General features: G+C 45.4%; 19 protein-coding genes. 12 read left to right on the top strand and 7 right to left on the bottom strand.

All coding sequences use genetic code 11. The features are described from left to right. The first annotated feature begins 11 nt into the window (after window positions 1-11). The 4 genes from MHUN_RS00425 (at window position 12) to MHUN_RS00410 (ending at window position 3,933) form a co-directional block, all read left to right on the top strand. A complete protein-coding gene (locus MHUN_RS00425) occupies window positions 12-350 on the top strand; it encodes a DUF555 domain-containing protein (protein WP_011447152.1) in 339 nt (112 codons plus the stop codon). Then, window positions 347-1,246 carry a carbohydrate kinase family protein gene (locus MHUN_RS00420; protein ID WP_011447151.1) on the top strand — a complete coding sequence of 300 codons (900 nt, stop codon included), beginning with the start codon at window positions 347-349 and terminating at the stop codon, window positions 1,244-1,246. The genes MHUN_RS00425 and MHUN_RS00420 overlap by 4 nt, the downstream gene beginning before the upstream one ends. Window positions 1,247-1,263: 17 nt before the next feature. Then, window positions 1,264-3,006, top strand: a complete 1,743-nt coding sequence (locus tag MHUN_RS00415) for a DUF2070 family protein (protein ID WP_011447150.1) — start codon at window positions 1,264-1,266, stop codon at window positions 3,004-3,006. A 66-nt stretch (window positions 3,007-3,072) separates the two neighbouring features. Continuing rightward, window positions 3,073-3,933: a formate/nitrite transporter family protein gene (locus MHUN_RS00410; RefSeq protein ID WP_011447149.1), complete on the top strand. Its 861-nt coding sequence runs from the start codon at window positions 3,073-3,075 to the stop codon at window positions 3,931-3,933. A 1-nt stretch (window position 3,934) separates the two neighbouring features. Here MHUN_RS00410 and MHUN_RS00405 read toward each other — a convergent pair whose 3' ends face one another. After that, on the bottom strand, window positions 3,935-5,422 hold the full coding sequence (locus MHUN_RS00405; RefSeq protein ID WP_011447148.1) for an ATP-binding protein: 1,488 nt from the start codon (window positions 5,420-5,422) through the stop codon (window positions 3,935-3,937). 37 nt (window positions 5,423-5,459) lie between these two features. Here MHUN_RS00405 and MHUN_RS00400 point away from each other — a divergent pair, with 37 nt between their 5' ends. From MHUN_RS00400 to pscS, 4 genes are all read left to right on the top strand, one after another. Then, complete coding sequence (locus MHUN_RS00400; protein WP_011447147.1) at window positions 5,460-6,401, top strand: hypothetical protein; 942 nt, start codon at window positions 5,460-5,462, stop codon at window positions 6,399-6,401. A 112-nt stretch (window positions 6,402-6,513) separates the two neighbouring features. Further along, window positions 6,514-6,675 carry a hypothetical protein gene (locus MHUN_RS19105; protein WP_204222994.1) on the top strand — a complete coding sequence of 54 codons (162 nt, stop codon included), beginning with the start codon at window positions 6,514-6,516 and terminating at the stop codon, window positions 6,673-6,675. Window positions 6,676-6,720: 45 nt separating this feature from the next. After that, window positions 6,721-8,331 (top strand): IS1182-like element ISMhu2 family transposase, encoded by a 1,611-nt coding sequence (locus tag MHUN_RS00395; protein WP_011447087.1) that lies wholly within the window; start codon window positions 6,721-6,723, stop codon window positions 8,329-8,331. 125 nt (window positions 8,332-8,456) lie between these two features. Continuing rightward, window positions 8,457-9,638, top strand: coding sequence for an O-phospho-L-seryl-tRNA:Cys-tRNA synthase (gene pscS / locus MHUN_RS00390; RefSeq protein WP_011447146.1), 1,182 nt, complete (start codon window positions 8,457-8,459; stop codon window positions 9,636-9,638). 5 nt (window positions 9,639-9,643) lie between these two features. Here the strand turns inward: pscS and thiI are convergent, their stop codons facing one another. After that, a complete protein-coding gene (gene thiI, locus MHUN_RS00385) occupies window positions 9,644-10,834 on the bottom strand; it encodes a tRNA uracil 4-sulfurtransferase ThiI (RefSeq protein WP_143709299.1) in 1,191 nt (396 codons plus the stop codon). 114 nt (window positions 10,835-10,948) lie between these two features. Here thiI and MHUN_RS00380 point away from each other — a divergent pair, with 114 nt between their 5' ends. The 3 genes from MHUN_RS00380 (at window position 10,949) to MHUN_RS00370 (ending at window position 14,231) form a co-directional block, all read left to right on the top strand. Then, the gene (locus MHUN_RS00380) at window positions 10,949-11,587 is read left to right on the top strand and encodes a DUF2150 family protein (protein ID WP_011447144.1); all 639 of its coding nucleotides are present in this window, start codon (window positions 10,949-10,951) and stop codon (window positions 11,585-11,587) included. Window positions 11,588-12,012: 425 nt separating this feature from the next. Further along, window positions 12,013-13,560, top strand: coding sequence for an ATP-binding protein (locus MHUN_RS00375; RefSeq protein ID WP_011447143.1), 1,548 nt, complete (start codon window positions 12,013-12,015; stop codon window positions 13,558-13,560). Between the two features lie 197 nt (window positions 13,561-13,757). Continuing rightward, window positions 13,758-14,231 (top strand): DUF5814 domain-containing protein, encoded by a 474-nt coding sequence (locus MHUN_RS00370; RefSeq protein ID WP_011447142.1) that lies wholly within the window; start codon window positions 13,758-13,760, stop codon window positions 14,229-14,231. Between the two features lie 112 nt (window positions 14,232-14,343). Here the strand turns inward: MHUN_RS00370 and MHUN_RS00365 are convergent, their stop codons facing one another. The 5 genes from MHUN_RS00365 to MHUN_RS00345 all read right to left on the bottom strand — a co-directional run bounded on the left by MHUN_RS00365 (window position 14,344) and on the right by MHUN_RS00345 (window position 17,273). Then, window positions 14,344-14,844: a protease inhibitor I42 family protein gene (locus MHUN_RS00365; protein WP_011447141.1), complete on the bottom strand. Its 501-nt coding sequence runs from the start codon at window positions 14,842-14,844 to the stop codon at window positions 14,344-14,346. 122 nt (window positions 14,845-14,966) lie between these two features. After that, window positions 14,967-15,470 (bottom strand): protease inhibitor I42 family protein, encoded by a 504-nt coding sequence (locus MHUN_RS00360; RefSeq protein WP_011447140.1) that lies wholly within the window; start codon window positions 15,468-15,470, stop codon window positions 14,967-14,969. Window positions 15,471-15,623: 153 nt separating this feature from the next. After that, the gene (locus MHUN_RS00355) at window positions 15,624-16,430 is read right to left on the bottom strand and encodes a methyltransferase (RefSeq protein WP_011447139.1); all 807 of its coding nucleotides are present in this window, start codon (window positions 16,428-16,430) and stop codon (window positions 15,624-15,626) included. Window positions 16,431-16,476: 46 nt separating this feature from the next. Further along, window positions 16,477-16,899 (bottom strand): ATP-binding protein, encoded by a 423-nt coding sequence (locus tag MHUN_RS00350; RefSeq protein ID WP_011447138.1) that lies wholly within the window; start codon window positions 16,897-16,899, stop codon window positions 16,477-16,479. Between the two features lie 23 nt (window positions 16,900-16,922). Next, a complete protein-coding gene (locus MHUN_RS00345; RefSeq protein ID WP_011447137.1) occupies window positions 16,923-17,273 on the bottom strand; it encodes an STAS domain-containing protein in 351 nt (116 codons plus the stop codon). Between the two features lie 90 nt (window positions 17,274-17,363). Here MHUN_RS00345 and MHUN_RS00340 point away from each other — a divergent pair, with 90 nt between their 5' ends. Further along, on the top strand, window positions 17,364-19,082 hold the full coding sequence (locus MHUN_RS00340; RefSeq protein WP_011447136.1) for an MBL fold metallo-hydrolase: 1,719 nt from the start codon (window positions 17,364-17,366) through the stop codon (window positions 19,080-19,082). Window position 19,083: the final 1 nt, after the last annotated feature.

The following is a 19,083-nucleotide window of genomic DNA, read 5'->3' as shown; positions in this document are numbered from 1 at the left end:
AAGGAGTAAGAATGCCTGATTATCTCGTTGTATTAGAATCTGCCTGGACAATCCGTGATGCTGATTCGGTCGATGACGCCATCAGTATTGCGATCAGTGAGGCAGGAAAAAGACTGAACCCAACCGCGAAATTTGTTGAGGTTGAAGCAGGAATTCTTTCATGTCCATATTGTGAGGAAGAACTTCCGTGCACACTGATTGTTGCAAGAACCGCCCTTGTCGGAGTAAAAATGGAGATGAAAGTATACAAGGCGGATTCTGAAGAGCATGCACGCAGAATTGCATTATCAACCATCGGAAAAGCCCTCCGGGATATCCCTCTTGAGATTATCGAGGTTGAAGAGTTGTGATATCCGTAGTCGGTCATACTGCTGTTGATCATATCTGTAAAGTCTCCCACCTCCCTGGTCCGAATGCATCAGCATCAATACTTGAGAGAACGATTGCGTTTGGTGGTGGGGCAGCAAATATTGCCGTGGGAATCGCCCTCCTGGGAGGGAGAGTGTCACTTATCAGTGCAGTTGGCGGAGATTTTGCAGGGAGTGCATATGACTCCAGAATGAAAGAACTTGGTATTGACCAGCGGTTCTTCATCGCTCCTGAAAAGCACACGGCAACTGCATTTATGTTCACCGGCCCTGAAGGGGATCAGATGACCTATTTCGAGTGGGGTGCATCATATCTCTTTGAGACCGAAAAAGCCCCTTCACTCCCCTTCGTGCATATGGCAACTGCAGACCCCGGATTTAATGTACAGGTTGCAAAACAGTCAGGATTTGCCTCATTTGATCCCGGGCAGGATCTTCACCGGTACACAGCAGATCATCTGAACACCATTCTGGATTCAATCGACCTTCTCATCGCAAATCATCATGAATATGCCGGCATGTGCAAAACCCTGGGAATTGACCGTGACGAACTGATATCCCGGGTCCCGATGGCTATTGAGACCAGAAGCGGAGACGGAGCAGTGCTCTATGACCAGGGAAAAGAGCACTTCATCCCTGCGGTACCGGTCCCCTGTGTTGACCCGACTGGTGCTGGAGATGCATTCAGGGCAGGATTTCTTACTGCCTATGCTGCAGGGTATTCTTCCGAAGATGCATGCAGAATCGGGGTGGTTACCGCGTCCTTTGTCGTGGAGACCTGCGGGTGTCAGACCGGCCTTCCTAACTGGCAGACTATGGTCAGACGGTATGGAGAAAAGTTTGGCCCATTCCCCTCTCATGGTCCAAAACGGGCATAACATACAGGTACACAGGCATGGATACCGTTCCTGGTAGTGCAGTCAGAATGGAAAAGATGTCAAAGTACATCTTTACCGCACCACGATGGCCGGCGTCACTTGGCATTCTGATAATTCTCGGGCTCCTTTTGGAAATTCTCTCCAGAAGACTTGATCCATCCTATGAATGGTTTGGTATCCTGGGATTTATCGTGCCGGGAGTTATTGCATTTCTGCTGACACGGCCTCTGATCATACTGCTCAACCGTCAGATGACCTGGAACAGAGGGGCATTGCTGGCGGTTTCTTGTACACTCTTTTCATGCCTGATTACTCTCATCGGCCTTATCTTCCTTAAGGACCTGCTTGATCTGTGTTATGCCATTTCATTAGGATTTATCTTTGGAGTCCGGCTTCTTGTCCTCGTCTCGATTGCAGATTACCGGACATCGAGGATGATCATTCCGGCATCCATTCAGAGTATCGCCGGATGGGTCTGTGTCCTGCCCATCCTTCCGGATCCCTTCCCCGTTCTTACCCCTGTCCTGATGATCTTCTTTGGAACCGGATTTGCCATCCTGATATGGCTCATTGATCGGCCATTATACCGGGCATTTCACATACGTGGCCTGAAGTTCCTAAATGCATTCATTGCCCACCTTACCGACGGGGACAAGGGAATGGAAGAGTTCTTCAGAGATATCGGACAGGAGGCATGGATACCACAGGTCAGTATTTTCTTCAGACGTGAAGGAAAAAAGGATCTAATCCTCACGATTCCAAATGTGCATCCAGGGCCGATGGGAGAGATCGGGGGAGGAAATCTTCCCTCAATTCTGAGAAAACGCTTTGATGAGGAGATGATGGTTGCTCATGGATGTGCAACTCATGATTACAACCTGGTATCTGAAGGTGAGATTGACAAAATTGTCGATGCAGTCAATGAAACCAAGGCATCACTCCACTGGCATGAATCTGCAGGAAAGCCGGGCAGGATACAGGTGGGAACAGTATCACTCCTCTACCAGCGAATCGGAGATGCCCTGCTGATGGTCAGTACCCGCTCCCCGGATAAGACTGAAGATATTGATTTTGGTATCGGGCACGCCATCATCTGTGAAGGACATAAGATCACACCCCATATAGGGTTTATAGATGCGCATAACTGTCTTGGTGATGAGATCGATGTCATTCTTCCGGGGACCAGAACAGCACATGAATACTTCACCGCTGCTACAGAGGCAATGAACCGGTGGGAAGTTGAACCACTCTACCCTCTGCAGGCAGGATATGCACATCTCCCCCTGCCATACACCAGAGAGGAGGGAATCGGAGATATTGGTCTGCAGGTCCTGGTAACTGAAACCGGAGGGATGACTGCTGCGTATATTCTCATTGACGGGAACAACATGGCACAGGGAGTGAGGGAATATATCAGAGATGAGGTCCGTGCCCTCGTCGATGAGGCTGAGGTGATGACTACTGATACCCATGTTGTGAATACTATCAGTGGTAAAAACCCGGTCGGGCTTCAGATTTCACCCGATGACCTCGTGACTCATGTGCTTGAAGGGGTTGAACTGGCACTCAAAGACCGTTCGGAAGCGAAGGCTGCCGGTAGCTCTGCAACCTGCAACGGAGTCATCATATTTGGATCAGACTCTATTGCCCAACTTGCAAGTATTGTAAATACTATTCTTGTCTATGTTGTTCCCATAAGTGCCGGGATGCTGCTCCTGGCAGTTGTCTTATCAGTCATCGCATATATGGTTATTACCTGATAAACCGGAAACATGAAAGAAATTGATTCAAAAGAAGAGTGAAAATTCAATATCCAGGAGGAGAACATGTCATATCATACCCCGTATGAAATCATAGCAAAAGGTGCTGAGTCCGGGAAATACCGGATGTCACTTGAGGGATGGAATATTCTGCTCAGGGGAGGGATGGCCGGGGCATATATTGCCATGGGTGCATCACTGATGATGATCGTATCGACCGGTGTTGTACCTGCCCTCGGAACAGGAATAGCCCAGCTCCTTTCGGGCTTCGTATTTCCCCTCGGGCTTATCCTGATTGTCCTGACCGGTGCAGAACTCTGTACCGGGGATGCAATGCTGGCACCTTTTGCTGCATTTTCCGGTCAGGGCAGCTGGCTTTCTGTATTCAGATTATGGGGTCTGTCCTATATCGGAAATATTATCGGAGCTCTCTTTTTCGCCGCCCTTGTGACCTTCGGAGTCCTCCTCCAGCCAGGTCCTGAGGGAATGACTGCTGGGGCATCTGCGGTAAACGTGGTAGCCTTTGCTTCAGAACGGTGCAGTTATCCTGGGCTTATTGGGATATGGGCCTGTTTTATCAAAGCAGTCGCAGCGGGCTGGCTCCTGAACCTTGCCGTTCTCCTTGGTATCTGTGCCGATGATGCAATAGGAAAGATCGCCGGTGTATGGTTTCCTTCCATGGCCCTTGCATCAACCGGTCTTGAGCATTCCATTACCAATGCTGCTCTTGTTCCTGCCGGGCTTTTATGTGCACCTCATCTTACGTTCCTGCAGGTGGCACAGGTCGGCCCGCTTGCGGGAAATCTTGGATGGAGTATATTTATCTTCAGTAATCTCATCCCGGCAACAATAGGAAATCTTCTGGGCGGTCTGGTTTTATCAGGAGTTCTTCTCTGGGTAGCATTTAAAAAAGAGATTGCACATTGATTCAGGGAGCCGCTTCCCAGAGGGCATCCAGATACTCTTCAAAATAATGAATATGACAACTGACCGGGAAGGGTATCCCTACCGTTGATATAACGGCATCTCCCCGGTCAAGAGTCTGGATTTCCGTGTCAAGAACCCTGAGATCATGTTTTGCAGATGACGCAATGATCTCACGGTCATGATGATCAGCAAGTCCCATGACAAAGAGGGTGTTCATCTGGGCCAGCACCCGTTGATCAATATTTTTCGGCTGCTGGGTGATAACGCCAAGACCGACTCCAAACTTTCTCCCTTCCATGGCAATCTCTCGAAAAACTCCTGTTTTTTCAGACCGCTGGGATAGGACACGTTGAGCCTCTTCAATGGATATGAGAACCCTGCCGCTTGCGGCTGCAGAGCCCTGTTCAATAAACCGACGTTGACGATCCTTAAATATTGCCCTGGAGATTGCAGATAGGATGAAAAGTTCTGCAGCATCACTCATCCCCGGGATGTCAATCAGGACAACCTTATTTTCATCAAGATCAGAGAGAATTTCCGGGAGGGAAGAGGACGATGAATCTACGAAGAGTGAGGTCAGGTCCAGGAGAGTCCGGATCTGACGCTGGACAAGACGAAGTGCATCAGCCGGCGCACTCCTGACACGCTGTGCGATATCCTGATGGTTCCCGATGTAGGCTGTGGTCCGCAGGTGTGAGGGGAGGGATTCGACATCTTCATTGATGAAAAAATCGATGATTTCATTTGTTGAAAAGGGCATCAGGAGGTTGACAACTTCATACTGTGCCGCAGTCAGATCAAATACCAGCCCAAGGTCTGAAATCGAGAGATCCTTATGACCGATCCGGAGCGGTTTCATCCCATATTCCTGGGCAATGGCCGGTTCGCGGATAGTAAATACAGAAAGGCCCTCCTGAGCTTTCGGGTGATGAACAAGACCCCGTGAGTCCGGGTCGCCTGGCTGGCCGGTTGCATACTCCCCATGCGGATCGGTGAGGAGTATGCCTGCATTTCGCGTATTGATTGCAGAGGCACAGAAGACCTTCATGAGATTACTTTTTCCCATACCGGTCGTGGCAAATACTCCCAAGTGCTGGTTTAAAACTGATGACGGGATACCGATAGGGAGGTCAACCACCTTCTGGTTTCCGCTCATCATGAACCCGACTTCCAGTTCTCCCATGAACCTGCGGAGTATGGCATTTTCATCTGCATCCAGGGGTCTGACCGGTGAATACAGCGCAGGGATGGTTCGTGGCTTTCGATATTCCCCATCCAGACTGATGCACCCGATGGGAAGGCCGGTTACCAGGAGCCCACCTGTCTCCGGTTCATGATTCATTCTTGTAACCCGTGCAAAATAGCGGGTTTTAGTTCGTTCATCCGTGACTACCGCCAGTTCTCCTACAGCAATCATTTCTCCGGGGGGGAGAATCCAGGTGTAAGAAAGCACATCTGTCCCGGTCAGAAGATGAAATCGGTTATCCATGATCTGAAAAGATATTCATCTCAGGGAGATAATAAGAGTGAGTAGCCGGCATGAGCGAAGATACTTGAACTGTGAAGCAGTACAAGATATCATGCAGAAAGTCCATATCCGATTTTTTGGTATGATGTTTTCCGTTCTCATACTTTTATCGGCGCTCATTATAGGCGTATATGCTGCAGTCATACCCTGTGGAACCGGTATGTATGATCCTGCTACCCAGACATGCTGCCAGGGTCAGGTGTATGACGATAAAACCAAGATTGTCCCATGTGGAGACAGCTGTTATGATCCAAGCACACAGTCGTGCTGTAGGGGTCAGATATATGATGGCCTGATGTGGGGGGAGTGTAAGGGTGTCTGTTTTAACCGGGAGAAGCAGGTCTGTTGTGAAGGATACCCGGTAAACGGAACCCGTTGTCTTTCGACCTGTCATGGAGTGCAGTTCAACCCGGACACGCAGTCATGCTGTAATGGTCAGGTCCTGGATGGCCGGTACTGGGGAGCATGTGGCGGGGAATGTTATGACAAGATGACCCAGTCATGCTGTAATAACAAGACTCTTGAAGGCCCGAACTGGAGAGAATGCGGCAATGCCTGTTATGATACTGAAAAGCAGTTCTGCTCACAGGGGAAGGTGTATGATGGAAAGGGGGTCATGTTCTGTGCAGGCTCAACATATGATCCAGGCAGTCAGTCATGTTGCAAGGGCACCATCTACGATGGTTTTGGATACCAGCCCTGTGGGGATACCTGTTATAATCCAAAGACACAGACATGTTGCCAGGAGCAGGTATTTGAGGGACTTGGTCTGCAGCCATGTGGAGACACCTGTTATGACCCGAAAACACAATCATGTTGTCAGAAACAGGTGTTTGAAGGTCTAGGATCCCAGAAGTGTGGCGATACCTGCTATAACCCGAAAACACAGACATGTTGCCGGGGCAAAGTCCTCGAAGGGAAGCAGGACTGTCAGTATTAGTCTCTGAAGCTGATTCATAGATTTATTTTTTTAAAAGATCCGCACCACTTCATCTTTTCCGAATCGTTCCTCTTATTGCATCACGGAACCAATCGTACAGTCAGGTGCATATATGTCTAAACGGTCAGTAGATGCGGTATTTCAGGGACTCTACCTTCTTACGGATATCAGAGGTATGCTTCGGGATACAGTCCCGCACCATCAGTTATCGGTTGAACAAAAAAAGGAGGCTGAAAAGAGGCTGTTGCACAAACACAAAAAAAGCTTAATATAAATTATTAAAGCTTAATTATATATATTATTAAGATCAATATATTATATGTCTCATCGCTATAACATGATTAGAGGATATGGTAATGAACAACAATTTTTACTCCCTGTCAATGCGATGGACTGGCTATCTGAAAATGATATTACTTATGGCATATTAGAAATTCTTTCGATTCTCGATATTAGTCCATTTATTAATAAATATCGTGACGATGGTCGCGGTTCTGCCTTTTTTGATCCTCGTTCAATGCTTGGAATAATAATTTATTCAATGATTCGTGGAGAAAAATCTAGCAGAAAAATTGAGATGTGCTGCCATTATGATATTGGATATCGGATCGTCGCCAATAATCTTACACCTGACCATACAACGATCTATCGTTTCAAGAAGAATAATTCAAAAGAAATCAAATCCCTTTTTAAACAATTATCTCAAATTATCGTAGAATCCGGGATAGCAAGAATCGGTGTCCTAGCCCTCGATGGATCAAAATTTGGCTGTAATGCCTCTTTATCAGCCAATAAAAAATTAAAATACCTTGAAGCAGAGCTAGGTCGGCTTTTTGATGAATCACAGGAAATTGATGAGTTAGAAAACGATGATATAAATATTCAGGATATGGAGATTAACCGACTACCTGAGCATCTTTCAACAAAAGAAAAACGAAAGGAAGTTCTTAATCGGGCTAAAGAGAAATTAATTGAACGACATGATATCGAATCTAAAAAACAAGAAGAAAAGATTCTGGACCGCGAAAAAGAAGAATTAGAATCGGGTAAAAAGAAACGAGGTAGAAAGCCTTTAGAGCCTAAAAAAGAGCCATCTTCAGATTCAAAAGTAAATCTCACTGATCCTGAAAGTCAGATAATGTCAACCACCAATGGCTGGATTCAAGGGTATAATGGGCAGATTATCGTTTCTGAAAATCAATTTATCCTCGCTGCAATGATATCAGATGAGCAAAACGATAAAAAATTATTAATACCTATGCTAAATGAACTCGAAGACCTTTTTACGGGTATTCATCCATCAATTTCGCCTAATATACTACTATCTGATGCAGGTTATTTCTCATACCCGAATTCTTTAGCAGAATTGGATTATGGCATTCAACTCATCATCCCTCCTTCTAAAGAAAGAAAAATTCCAGAATATTCAGATAATGATGGGTATATCTCACGAATGGAAATGATATGTCGGGCGATTTGTATGGGAGAAATAATCACATTTCCGGAATTGCAAAGTATCGGGACGTTTGTTTGGCAATCTTTTATGAACAGAGAGAAACAAGCAACAACTCAGGAAATTTGTAAACGAGTTATGGAAGTACGTGTGAAATCCCCCACTGGTAGAGAGTTATATCGAAAACGAAAATACATGGTCGAACCAGTTTTTGGTAATATGAAACATAATATGAGGTTTAGGAGTTTCTCTCAAAAAGGGAAAGAGAATTGCGAGGGAGAATTCTTTTTAGCTGCATTAGTGCATAATATAAAAAAACTTATCAGATTTGAGGGTATAGTTAAAATTAAAGAATTTGCTACGAATATTATAAAACCGTCAAGAGGTTCAGGTTTTTCCTATATTTTTGCAAACACAGTATGTAAAGTGGGAATTGATACATGCAGGTTCATACATCAATTAGTCTATTTTGGTTGATAGCTTAAGGGGTAGAGATCGATCATTTGTGATCCTGCATGATATTGATCATTGGTGCAACACCCTCAAAAGATCCTCGGGAAACTTGAGAAACAGATCACTATCCTGAAGGAGGAGTTACTGGCATGAATTGTGGTGAAGGCATCGATTCCAGGCAGATTGATGAGCTTTTTATCAACCTTGATCCAATTCAGGCCGGTGGACGACTGACCACCGATGCCATGAAGGCAGTCCTGGCATATGGTGACGGATATTCAGTCTGCGATCACTGTACCAAGCCATTCAGACTTGATCATATCTCCAAGCCCCCGCTGGCAGAATTTCATAGGGATCTTGCTTCATTTCTGAACATGGATGTTGCCAGGCTGGTGCCCGGTGCACGAAGAGGCTTTCAGGCCGTTGCTTCTGCCATGGTAAAACCAGGTGATCCAGTCCTCCTGACAGCGTACTCCCATTACACGGAATTTTTATCTGTGGAACAGTCAAAGGGAACAGCTTTTGAAATTCCTGCTGATGAATCACACATCATAACCCCGGACGCAGCAGCAGCCAGAATTGAGGAAGTGATTAAGACAACCGGGAAAACCCCGGCCCTCATGTTTATTGAGCAGGTTGACTATCAGTATGGAAACCAGCACCCGGTTTCGGATCTCAGCAAGGTTGCTCACCAATATGATATTCCAGTCCTGTGTAATGGAGCGTATACGATCGGTATCATGGATGTAAACGGAAAAGAGCTGGGTGCAGACTTTCTTGTTGGTTCTGGTCATAAAAGCATGGCTGCTCCTGCTCCATCCGGTGTTCTTGCAACAACCAGCGAATGGGCAGAGAAGGTCTTCAGGACGACCGGTATTAAGGGAGATCTCACCGGCAGGACATTCGGAGTAAAAGAGGTTGAGATGATGGGATGTACTCTGATGGGCGTTACATCGGTCGGGATGATGGCATCATTTCCCCATGTGAAGAGAAGGGTGAAAGAATTTGATGCACAGGTACAATACGTAAACCGGATTGTCGATGCCCTGCTTACTATAGAAGGAACAAAAGTTCAAAGCGAGTACCCCCGGAAACATACCCTCACCAGGATGAATACAACCGATTCATTTGACACCGTTGCCAAGACACATAAAAAGAAGGGTTTTTTCCTGACCAGTGCTCTTCGTGAACGGGGTATTGCAGGAATCCTTCCAGGATCTACCAGGGTTTGGAAATTTAACAGTTATGGCATTACCAGTGAACAGGCTGATTATATTGCAGAGTCATTCATTGAAATAGCAGAGAAAGAAGGGCTGGTCTGCTCACGGTAATACTATCAGGTACTCTGAAAAATTCCATTTTTTATCACTTTTATCGATGAAAATTTTAGGATATCTTCGATGACGGACCCTAAAGATGCTTGTTCCATAAGCCTCTCAATCTGATGGACATCTGACCTGGTAACCGGCCGGGGAGGGAGGACACTGCATGAGGTGTCCCCTGGTTCAGATGAGAATGATCCTATCTTTCGTGCAAGAGTTATAATCTCCTCCTTATCATACCCGATGAGCGGACGATAGATTGGGATCTCTATACCGGCAGAGATGGGAGCAAGGTTGTGAAGGGTCTGGGTTGCTACCTGACCAAGATTATCTCCGGTTATAATACCATCACAGCCTGATTTTTGTGCGTAGCGTGATGCCAGTTCCAGCATGCCACGTTTACAGAGAACACACCTGAGCTTGGGTTCGGAGAGGGTCATAAGTGCCTGATAGAACGGCTCAGCAGGGATGGTAATGACAGGTAATTCAAGACCCGGAACCCAGTGTGAAAGTGCGGCAAGGTTGTTTTCAAGGTTTCGTCTGATATCTTCTCCACCAAATTTTCCCGGTTCGATATGAAGGAAGATCATGCGGACACCCCGGCGCATCATCAACCAGGCAGCAACCGGTGAGTCTATTCCGGCAGAGATGAGAGCAACCGCTTTTCCCTGGGTCCCATAAGGAAGGCCGCCCGGACCGGATATCCGGGTATCGTACACCATGCTCCCATCTTTTCTGGCCTCGATAAAGATCTCATACTCCGGTGCAGTCAGATCCACTTTTAGATCAGGAATGGCATCTATGATCCGGGATCCTGCTTCTGCAGCAAGTTCCTGGCTGGAAAAACCCTCAACACCTTCACGCCGAGCCCGAACCGCGAATCGGGTATGGGGCATGAGATGAGATTGTGCAACCTGGATCGCAGTATCACAGAGATCATCCATACTATTCCCACAGACCGTTACCGGAGCTATATCAATGACGCCAAAAATCCGTGAGAGCATGGGTACAAGATCTACGGGGGATTCGGAACTGACCAGAATCCTGCTCCGGGTGATCGTTATAGTCGCTTCCACGTTCAGTCCCTTCAGACCGGCACGGATATTATCCCGGAGCCTGTTTAAAAACTCCCTGCGCACCGGTTCACTCTTTAAAAATATTTCTCCGAACCGGACCATCACGACCTTGCGGGTATCCTGCTCCATCTCGTCAGTACTTTATTTTCTGTCTTGAAATGGCTGTTGAAAGGCTGGGTAGTATACCGGCTCATGCCATGCAGCCGACAAACTCTTATGCCCGGTCAATCACAGGTGTATGTAATGGCTCCACGCAAAAAGAAAGAATCGGCATCAGCGCAGGAAGAAGCTCCAATGAAGCTCTTCTATATCTTTTACAGCCAGGAGCGATGGGATAACTGGATAAACTCCCTGCGTGAGGCTGATTTTGAGGGTGGCGATGATGATGATATGCCTGAAGGATACCAGTTGTTGAATGGTTTTAATCAGGATATCTGTATTGAAGTCTTGAAGATCATCAAGCTCTACCAGAACAACAGGTTTTCGAAGGAGGAATCGATGAATAAACTCATCGAGGTAGAGGAGATCATCATGGAACAGGAGGTAGGGGAGGATATGATTGAACTCATAGCCCCCATGCACTTCCAGTTACTTGTCCTGTTTGCCTCTGCCAAAAAATACCTGGAAGGTGGCTATGACGAAGATATCAAGGCTCTTGTCAAGAAAGGACGTAGTATTGATGAGGAGAATACCGAAGAACTACTCGCGATAGCTGCGGAGATCGGTGCGAACGTCATTAATGGCAAATCCTGCTGTGGCAGATATATTAAGGACTCAGAGGATATGGGCGTCTTTGATGAATGGCTTATTCAGATTGAGACTATGAATGAGGCCATGGGAACGCTCAAGAACTTTGACGAGGAAGCAGGCGAGGTTTCGTAAATATATTTTTTCAGAGGCTGTTGAATAACTATCGAACCGAATGAGCAATATGATCCGGAGGCACTCCACATTGCGATAGAATTCGAACATTCATTCTACGATCTGCTTTTTGTATCACAAGCAATCGCCAGAGGTGAACTCTTGATCACCAGTGATGAGCGGCAGGCACAAACCGCAGAAAAATGTGATGTCAGAATTGTCAGAGTCTGAAAAACACAGCATCCTCAAATTCCATACTTCTCAGTAATTAATTGATACATACCAACCCCCTCATTGATTGATCCTTCCTTCTGTTTGAATAACACACACAAAAATTGGTGATAACCAAGGGCCTATATCTGAAGACGGATACGAAGGAACCGGAGTTTTTTACCCTAACATCCGTAAGAATCATCAGTTCTCCAAGCCCTACTCTTCTCAGCAATATGTCTCTTCCAAAACTTCCAATCGGCATTCAGGCATTTTCAGAGATGAGAACCGGAGGATATGCATATGTCGATAAAACCAAGTTCATCTCCGAACTGGTCGCGAAAGGGAAATATTACTTTCTTTCACGTCCCCGAAGATTTGGAAAGAGTCTCTTCATTGACACCCTTGATTGTGCTTTTTCCGGACGGAAAGAACTCTTCTCCGGGTTATACCTCGATTCTCCAGATGCGGGTTGGGACTTTGAAACAACGTACCCGGTTCTTCGGGTTGATTTTGCAGGAGGGACACTCAAAGAGATCTCCGATCTCATTACCAGATTAACTACTACCCTTGATGAATGGGAGGAATATTATGAGATCGATAAAAGCAGCGGGGATCCCGGTGTCCGGCTCCTCTCACTCATTCCAAAAATTGCAAAAAAAACCGGGAAACAGGTAGTCATCCTCATCGATGAGTATGACAGACCGATTCTTGATAATATCGGGGATATCAGCCTCGTGAAGGAGATGCGGGATTGTCTGAAAAATTTCTATGGAGCAATAAAACCACTTGATATCCATCTTAAGTTTGTTCTTCTTACTGGTGTTTCGAAATTTGCTAAAACAGGAATATTCTCAGGATTGAATAATCTGAATGACATCACCCTTGATAGGCCATATTCAGCTATTTGCGGCTACACTCAGCATGATCTTGAAACAGTCTTTTCTGAATATCTCAAGAAATTTGATGTTGATGAGATTCGTGAATGGTATGATGGGTATTCATGGACCGGCGAATCTGTTTACAACCCGTTTGATATTCTTCTCCTCTTCTCAAAGGGGATAATTCGACCATACTGGTTTGAGACAGGCACCCCTTCATTTCTCATAGCCCTCTGGAAGAAACACCCCCGCCTTCCAGCAGAATACGAAGGCCTTATCGCCGGTGATGACCTCCTGGGATCCTTTGATCCTGAATACATCAGAACTGAAACACTCCTCTTTCAGGCAGGTTATCTAACAATAAAATCGTGGACCTCCGATCCAATCCGGGGATTTCGCTGTGTCCTTGGTTATCCAAACACCGAAGTCAGGTCATCACTGAACTATCTCTTTTCAGAGGCATTAATCGGACGTGATTCCTTCGGCATTCGTGACCAGTTGTATGATGCACTGGAACAAGAGGATAGTGATCGGTTACATTCTTGTTTTCATTCGTTCTTTGCATCCATTCCACATGACTGGTACAGAAACAACCCGATCGCCAGATATGAGGGGTATTATGCCAGTGTGGTATACACCTATTTTGCAAGTCTTGGATACGAAGTTATTCCGGAAGATACATCGAACAAAGGGCGGGTTGATCTCACCGTGAAGACGAGATCAGGAATCTGGATATTTGAGTTCAAAGTCATTGGGATCGATAAGAGTGGGGATGAAAGTCCACTTGAGCAGATCAGAAAGCGGGGATATGCAGAGAAGTATCGATCAGATTCAAGACCAATTTACGAGGTCGGAATTGTATTTGACCCGGAGACAAGAAATATAGAGCGATGGGAGATGTAATCAGATTACTATCTCATCCGGAGACTCTGACATCTGAAAAATCATAAATTTTTTTCCTTTCAGACGATTATGCACAGAACATTCTGAAATTATATACCTGTAACAGATGATATATCAATAAACAACAAACGATCATACACGATTCATAAGGATCATTACATAGGATCCTGATTCTCTTTCATTACCTTGGAGCATATATGATAGCATCCCGTGCACGACTTCGCTATAGCCGTCAGATCGGAAAATTAATTGGGTTTCGACTCCCAGAAGGAGCCTTTCATGGTGCAACTCTTGAGGCGCTTCTCTCCGTGCCATATGACTCATTTGATCGGTCAACACGAGAACAGATAGTGGCGTTTATCAAGAGTTTTCTCTCCTGCAAATGCCAGGAAAACCCGTTTTGTGGTTGTCCTGAACGAAAATTTGTCAAGGAAATAATTGAGCTTCGGGAATCAGGACTTGATCATATTCAGATCAGTCAGTACCTTCGAGATGAGTTTGGGATTGAGATCTATCCTGCCGATATCCTGAGTTACCTCGAGGAATCAGTGCATCTGCTGGAGGCAATTCAGGATATTGCAGATCAGTTTCATGTTCCCCGGATGCAGGAACTGGTTGAACTCCATATCAGAGCGATAGAAAAGGGAACTCCAGTCATATCAGAATCCTGAATCTCTTCTTTTTTGGGCTTCATACACAGTTCTTTGTGTTCGAATTGCAAACCCCTGCCTAATAGTCAACTCACAAAAAAAGAGATGGAACTCATCTGATATTCACCTATCATTACTCTACGAGAATCGCCAGGGAATAGGTCGTTTCATTGCCCACCGTTTCTTCCCATGGCTGTTTATAGATACCATCAAAAGTCTGGTTACCTGCAGCAACAGCTTCAACGTACCACTCATGGATACCACCAACACCAACCATCCCCTCTGGTGTGGGATCCTGAACATATCTGTCATTCAGAAGGGTAAGGCCATCAGAAAGAGTTACATTCCATGAAAAGCCGGTAGTAGGATTTTCAGAAAGCTGAATCATTGCTACCTGGTTCAGGGTCATATTCAGTTCAGTCGTATTTACGTCAGCAGAGATATTGTATGCGAAGACTTCTTCGGTAGTCTCTTCGGTGGTATCTTCAACAACTTTTTCAGTTGTTACTTCTGCAACCGGGACTTCTCCAGCAACATCAGATGCAAGAGGTGCAGCCAGTTCTTCAGCAATACACCCCGGTACTAGTAGGAGCGCTAGAACCAGTACGAGAAGGAACGTTACAATCCGATCCATGATCAATCATGTTATCATACCAACCCAATAAGGTGATCGTATGCACGAATTGCAGAACAATACAATAAAAACGTAATCTGGAACAAAAAGAAGTGTCGGGGTTATCCGACAATAGATGAAATTTACTCTACGAGGATTTTAAGAGTGTATTCGCTGCCAGTCTCTTCTGAATCTGCCTTCTTTTCTACACCAGAGAAAGACTGTTCTCCAGCTGCAACAGCTTCAACAAACCACTGGTGGAAAGCGCCGACAGTTTCGTCAACTGCATCGACATGGATGTCCTTGATAATAGTAAGACCCTCTGATGCAGTTACATTCCACTCAAAGTCAGTAGTTACCGGAAGTTCGATCATTGCAATCTGACCAACAGTCATGTTGATTTCAGTGCTGTTTACATCAGCGGTGACATTGTACACCGGAAGTTCTTCAGCGACGACTTCAGTTACTTCCTCAGCCTGAACTTCGCCTGCAACTTCTTCAACGACTTCTTCGGTTGCTTCTTCCACAACCGGGACTTCTGGAACAACTTCAGTTGCTTCAGGTGCTACCTGTTCTTCTGCAATACACCCCGGTACCAGCAGGAGTGCTGAAACCAGTAAGAGAAGGAACGTTACAATCCGATCCATGTCTCTTTAGGTCAACTCAATAAGGTAATAAGCTAATGGTATGGTTTTCGTTTATCCAGTGATTTTGGATCATTGTTTTCAGGAAAACAATTTTACTTAAAGCATTTGTGGAGAATGCTGTTGCGCGCCCTCTTTTTTTTTAATAATCAATTTTCAGGGATTAATTCCACGTCCTTTATAGAATGTATAACTAAATGTCCCGTCTTTTTGGGCAGATCGAATCAGATCCGATATCCCTTCATCAAAGTCTTTTGCTGACATCAGACCTGCCGCAATTGCTGGATCTCTGATCCCCTGGATCATGGCTATGAAGGTCTTCTCAGTAAATCCCGTGGCTAAGTCAGGTCTCCCCCCATCAGCATAGACCAGCCGTGGTGAAACCATGACATCGGTGAGCCCTGATGAAACCAGCAGCGGATAGAGTTTTCTTCCAATACAGGCATCACCCCCGGCTCGTTCCTGAAGAAGGACCTGACACCGGATGGCCATGAGAGCCTTTTCACTCTCCGGATGAAAACAAACCGATCCATGATCCCCTTCAATAGCAGTAACCGTGCCACCTGGTTTTACCATCTTCATGACACGGCGGATTGCTTCTTCAGGTTTTCGAATATGTTCAAGAACAAAGCAAAAAACCGCGTGGTCAAACATCCCAAATGGGAGTTCATCTCCTAGAATATCTGCATGCTGCAGGGTAACGTTCGAAAGACCTGCAGCACTCACCCGCTTTTCTGCAATTGCAAGTGATGTGTGAGAAATATCAACAGAAACGAACTCACAACGGGGGTTTTTACCCGCAAGAATACAGGTCTGTGCCCCGGTCCCGCATCCGGCTTCAAGTATCCTACTGCCCGGAGGAAAAATTGAGTCATGGTGAATCAGGCAGGTCAGCGTTTCAGCCTGATCAAACAGTCGTTCAGCTTCACGTTCAGAATATCCATGAACATAGGATTGGGTCATGTGTACCCAAACAACTATGCCACCATTCTTCAGATGGTTTCTGCTGTCAGGAAAGAGAGGATGATAATGCCTTTTGCATGATAAGACAATTACCGGAATCAGTCTGCTTGTATCTGACTTTATCCATGAGTGAGCGGATCAGGTGAACCCCAAGACCGCCAATCCGCCGCTCATCAATTCCTGCATCAACATCTGCAGGCGGAATAGTTAACGGATTAAAATGCGGTGCCTCATCGCAGATCGTGAGTGTAACAAAACCATCTGCAATTTCACATGTCACTTCGATCATTCCAGGTTTCCCATTATACCCGTGGGTGATGATGTTCACAACTGCTTCTTCTGCAGAAAGTTGCATTGCATTTTCAACTTCAAAAGAAATGCTCTCCTTTTCAATTATGTCAGAGAGGAATTCTGCAAGTTGTGTTACTGCAGTGATCGCATCTTCAAGGTTAATCTGATATACTGCCATTCATATTCGAACGAGACATAAAATTACGATTTGAGTTTTTCAACTGCCTGTTCAACCGATGGACTTATCGGAAAGAGCCGGTCAAATCCTGTCATTTTAAAAACTTCTCCGGGACCAGGCTGTAGAGTAGCGAGTGCGATGGTCCCTTCTTCGGCCTTGACCCGCTTCAATGCTGCGAGTATTACCCGAAGCCCAGAACTGCTGATATAACTCAAATCCTTCATGTTAAGGATAAGAGTCGTAACCCCGGTATCAATCTTCTTTCCCAGCTCTCCTTCAATTTGTGATGAAGTTGCAGCATCTATTCTTCCGGATATATCCAGAATAGTAATTCCGGAGATTTCACGTTCCTGTATTGAAAGATGATCTTCCATTATCCTATCTTCTCCATGTATAATGACACAAGTCCTAGTATAATCAGTTCTCTGCTAGGAATTTATGATTTGTGAAAGCGAGATCAATGCGTGAAAACGAAACAGGCTATTCTGCAGAATGAACGATGGCAGGATGTTCCTGGTACGGCTCATGCCAGAATCTTTCCCTGTATTCGAAAACCTGACGTGACCAGCTCGAATGTGTATCTACTCACTATAGGGGATAATATTGTCTTTTTAGATACGGGTGCGTCGCAGGAAGTTATGGACACTGCATGTGATGCTCTAGTAACATGTTCATATGACAGAGAAAAACCACTCATCATCATTTTCGGGCATGCGCACTACGATCACATCTACGAGGGATTGGTAGACCGGCGATTTGAAAAATTTGGAAAGCCGGTATTTGTCTGTCATGCATCTGGTGCAGATATTATCAGAACAGGAGACCAGCGATATACCCAGGCCTATCTGGTGGATTTACCAATACCGCCCCTTCAGATAGAACTCCCGCTTTTCCATAATAAAAACCAGGATCTGGAAATTTCGGAAATTTTACCGGGATTTCAGCTTATTCCCAATAACATACACATTTCGGACGAAATCCTCCTGCTTTCTGAAGAGCTTCGCTTTCCTGACGGGCAATCACTGTTTTTCTGGGCAGTACCGGGGCATTCATATGACAGTATGGCCATCCGTATTGGAAATCTTTTGCATGTCGGGGATATCCCCTTTGCACTCAATCCCGGAGTTGCAGGGATTCTGGGGTGGGACACCATTGAATTTTCTAAAACGCTCCAAAGGATGGAATGGATACTTGAGAATTATGAAATTTCAGTGATCTGTCCGGGACATGGTAATGCATTCAGCGTGTCGGAGTTTCGAAAAATACTTCACAATCTTAAGCAATCTCATGAAACCTTACCAGATGTTGCCCTTTTTGACAAAGGGCGGGTAAATCTTTCCATGAGACATGCTATGGACCTTATGGATGAGGCATACCGACTCTTTCCTATTGTTGCCGGAAGAATCATGCTCCTTCGGTACCATCTTGAAGAACTTGAAGAATTTGAAACCGCAGAAGACCTGGAACGTCTCATACCTGTCGATGATATTGAAAAAACCCTTGATGGATTTACAACCTATTACAAAGATTTTCAAGAGAAAAAACTCTCCGAGCTACAGGTTATCCTGAAATCTTTGCAGACACTTCAAAAGATCAGGTCATATCTTACAGGACATACTCTTGAGCACCTCATCGATCCCTCCCTGGTTCGTCGGACTACCAGACTATTCTCAGATCTTTTATCTGCCATGCAGGGAGTGATTCCGACTGCGAGACTCAAAAAATGTGATCCGGTACACGTCCTGAATGATCTTATATTGAAACAGAACTCTTGTGCATTCAGTGATGATGACCTGTTGCATTCTATCGATGATGTCACCAGTTTTCGAAATATATTGCTGAGCAGACTTGCAGAGTACCAAAACTGCAAAGAGATCAGGTTCTCTATCAAAACTCCGGATACTGTTCAATTCATATATGCCGATGTCGACCGGTTATCAGATATCTATAGTGCATTGTCCGATTATTACCGATTGTATGGTGCAGATAGTGTCAATGTTGAGATTTTTCCAAAAAAAGATTTCGTTCATATCGCAATCACGCCAGTCGGTGTAGACTGGAAACCCGAGCTTCCTCTTTCACGGGCCCTTCTCCGAACCGTCAGGTATGCCGGGGGGAAAATTGTGAAATTACCAAAGCCTGGTGATGAAGAGATCATCCTGCAATTTCCGATGGAAAAATAAA

Origin of the sequence: Methanospirillum hungatei JF-1, from assembly GCF_000013445.1 — an archaeon.
Lineage (GTDB): Archaea > Halobacteriota > Methanomicrobia > Methanomicrobiales > Methanospirillaceae > Methanospirillum > Methanospirillum hungatei.
This window is presented reverse-complemented; position numbering and strand designations above follow the sequence as displayed.

Coding starts and splice junctions, on each gene's coding strand:
- thiI (WP_143709299.1), bottom strand. CDS start 10,834: ATGGAGCAGGATACCCGCAAGGTCGTGATGGTCCGGTTCGGAGAAATA.
- MHUN_RS19105 (WP_204222994.1), top strand. CDS start 6,514: ATGTCTAAACGGTCAGTAGATGCGGTATTTCAGGGACTCTACCTTCTT.
- MHUN_RS00350 (WP_011447138.1), bottom strand. CDS start 16,899: ATGGCAGTATATCAGATTAACCTTGAAGATGCGATCACTGCAGTAACA.
- pscS (WP_011447146.1), top strand. CDS start 8,457: ATGAATTGTGGTGAAGGCATCGATTCCAGGCAGATTGATGAGCTTTTT.
- MHUN_RS00415 (WP_011447150.1), top strand. CDS start 1,264: ATGGATACCGTTCCTGGTAGTGCAGTCAGAATGGAAAAGATGTCAAAG.
- MHUN_RS00405 (WP_011447148.1), bottom strand. CDS start 5,422: ATGGATAACCGATTTCATCTTCTGACCGGGACAGATGTGCTTTCTTAC.
- MHUN_RS00425 (WP_011447152.1), top strand. CDS start 12: ATGCCTGATTATCTCGTTGTATTAGAATCTGCCTGGACAATCCGTGAT.
- MHUN_RS00355 (WP_011447139.1), bottom strand. CDS start 16,430: ATGACCCAATCCTATGTTCATGGATATTCTGAACGTGAAGCTGAACGA.
- MHUN_RS00375 (WP_011447143.1), top strand. CDS start 12,013: ATGTCTCTTCCAAAACTTCCAATCGGCATTCAGGCATTTTCAGAGATG.
- MHUN_RS00370 (WP_011447142.1), top strand. CDS start 13,758: ATGATAGCATCCCGTGCACGACTTCGCTATAGCCGTCAGATCGGAAAA.
- MHUN_RS00380 (WP_011447144.1), top strand. CDS start 10,949: ATGGCTCCACGCAAAAAGAAAGAATCGGCATCAGCGCAGGAAGAAGCT.
- MHUN_RS00395 (WP_011447087.1), top strand. CDS start 6,721: ATGTCTCATCGCTATAACATGATTAGAGGATATGGTAATGAACAACAA.
- MHUN_RS00410 (WP_011447149.1), top strand. CDS start 3,073: ATGTCATATCATACCCCGTATGAAATCATAGCAAAAGGTGCTGAGTCC.
- MHUN_RS00365 (WP_011447141.1), bottom strand. CDS start 14,844: ATGGATCGGATTGTAACGTTCCTTCTCGTACTGGTTCTAGCGCTCCTA.
- MHUN_RS00360 (WP_011447140.1), bottom strand. CDS start 15,470: ATGGATCGGATTGTAACGTTCCTTCTCTTACTGGTTTCAGCACTCCTG.
- MHUN_RS00345 (WP_011447137.1), bottom strand. CDS start 17,273: ATGGAAGATCATCTTTCAATACAGGAACGTGAAATCTCCGGAATTACT.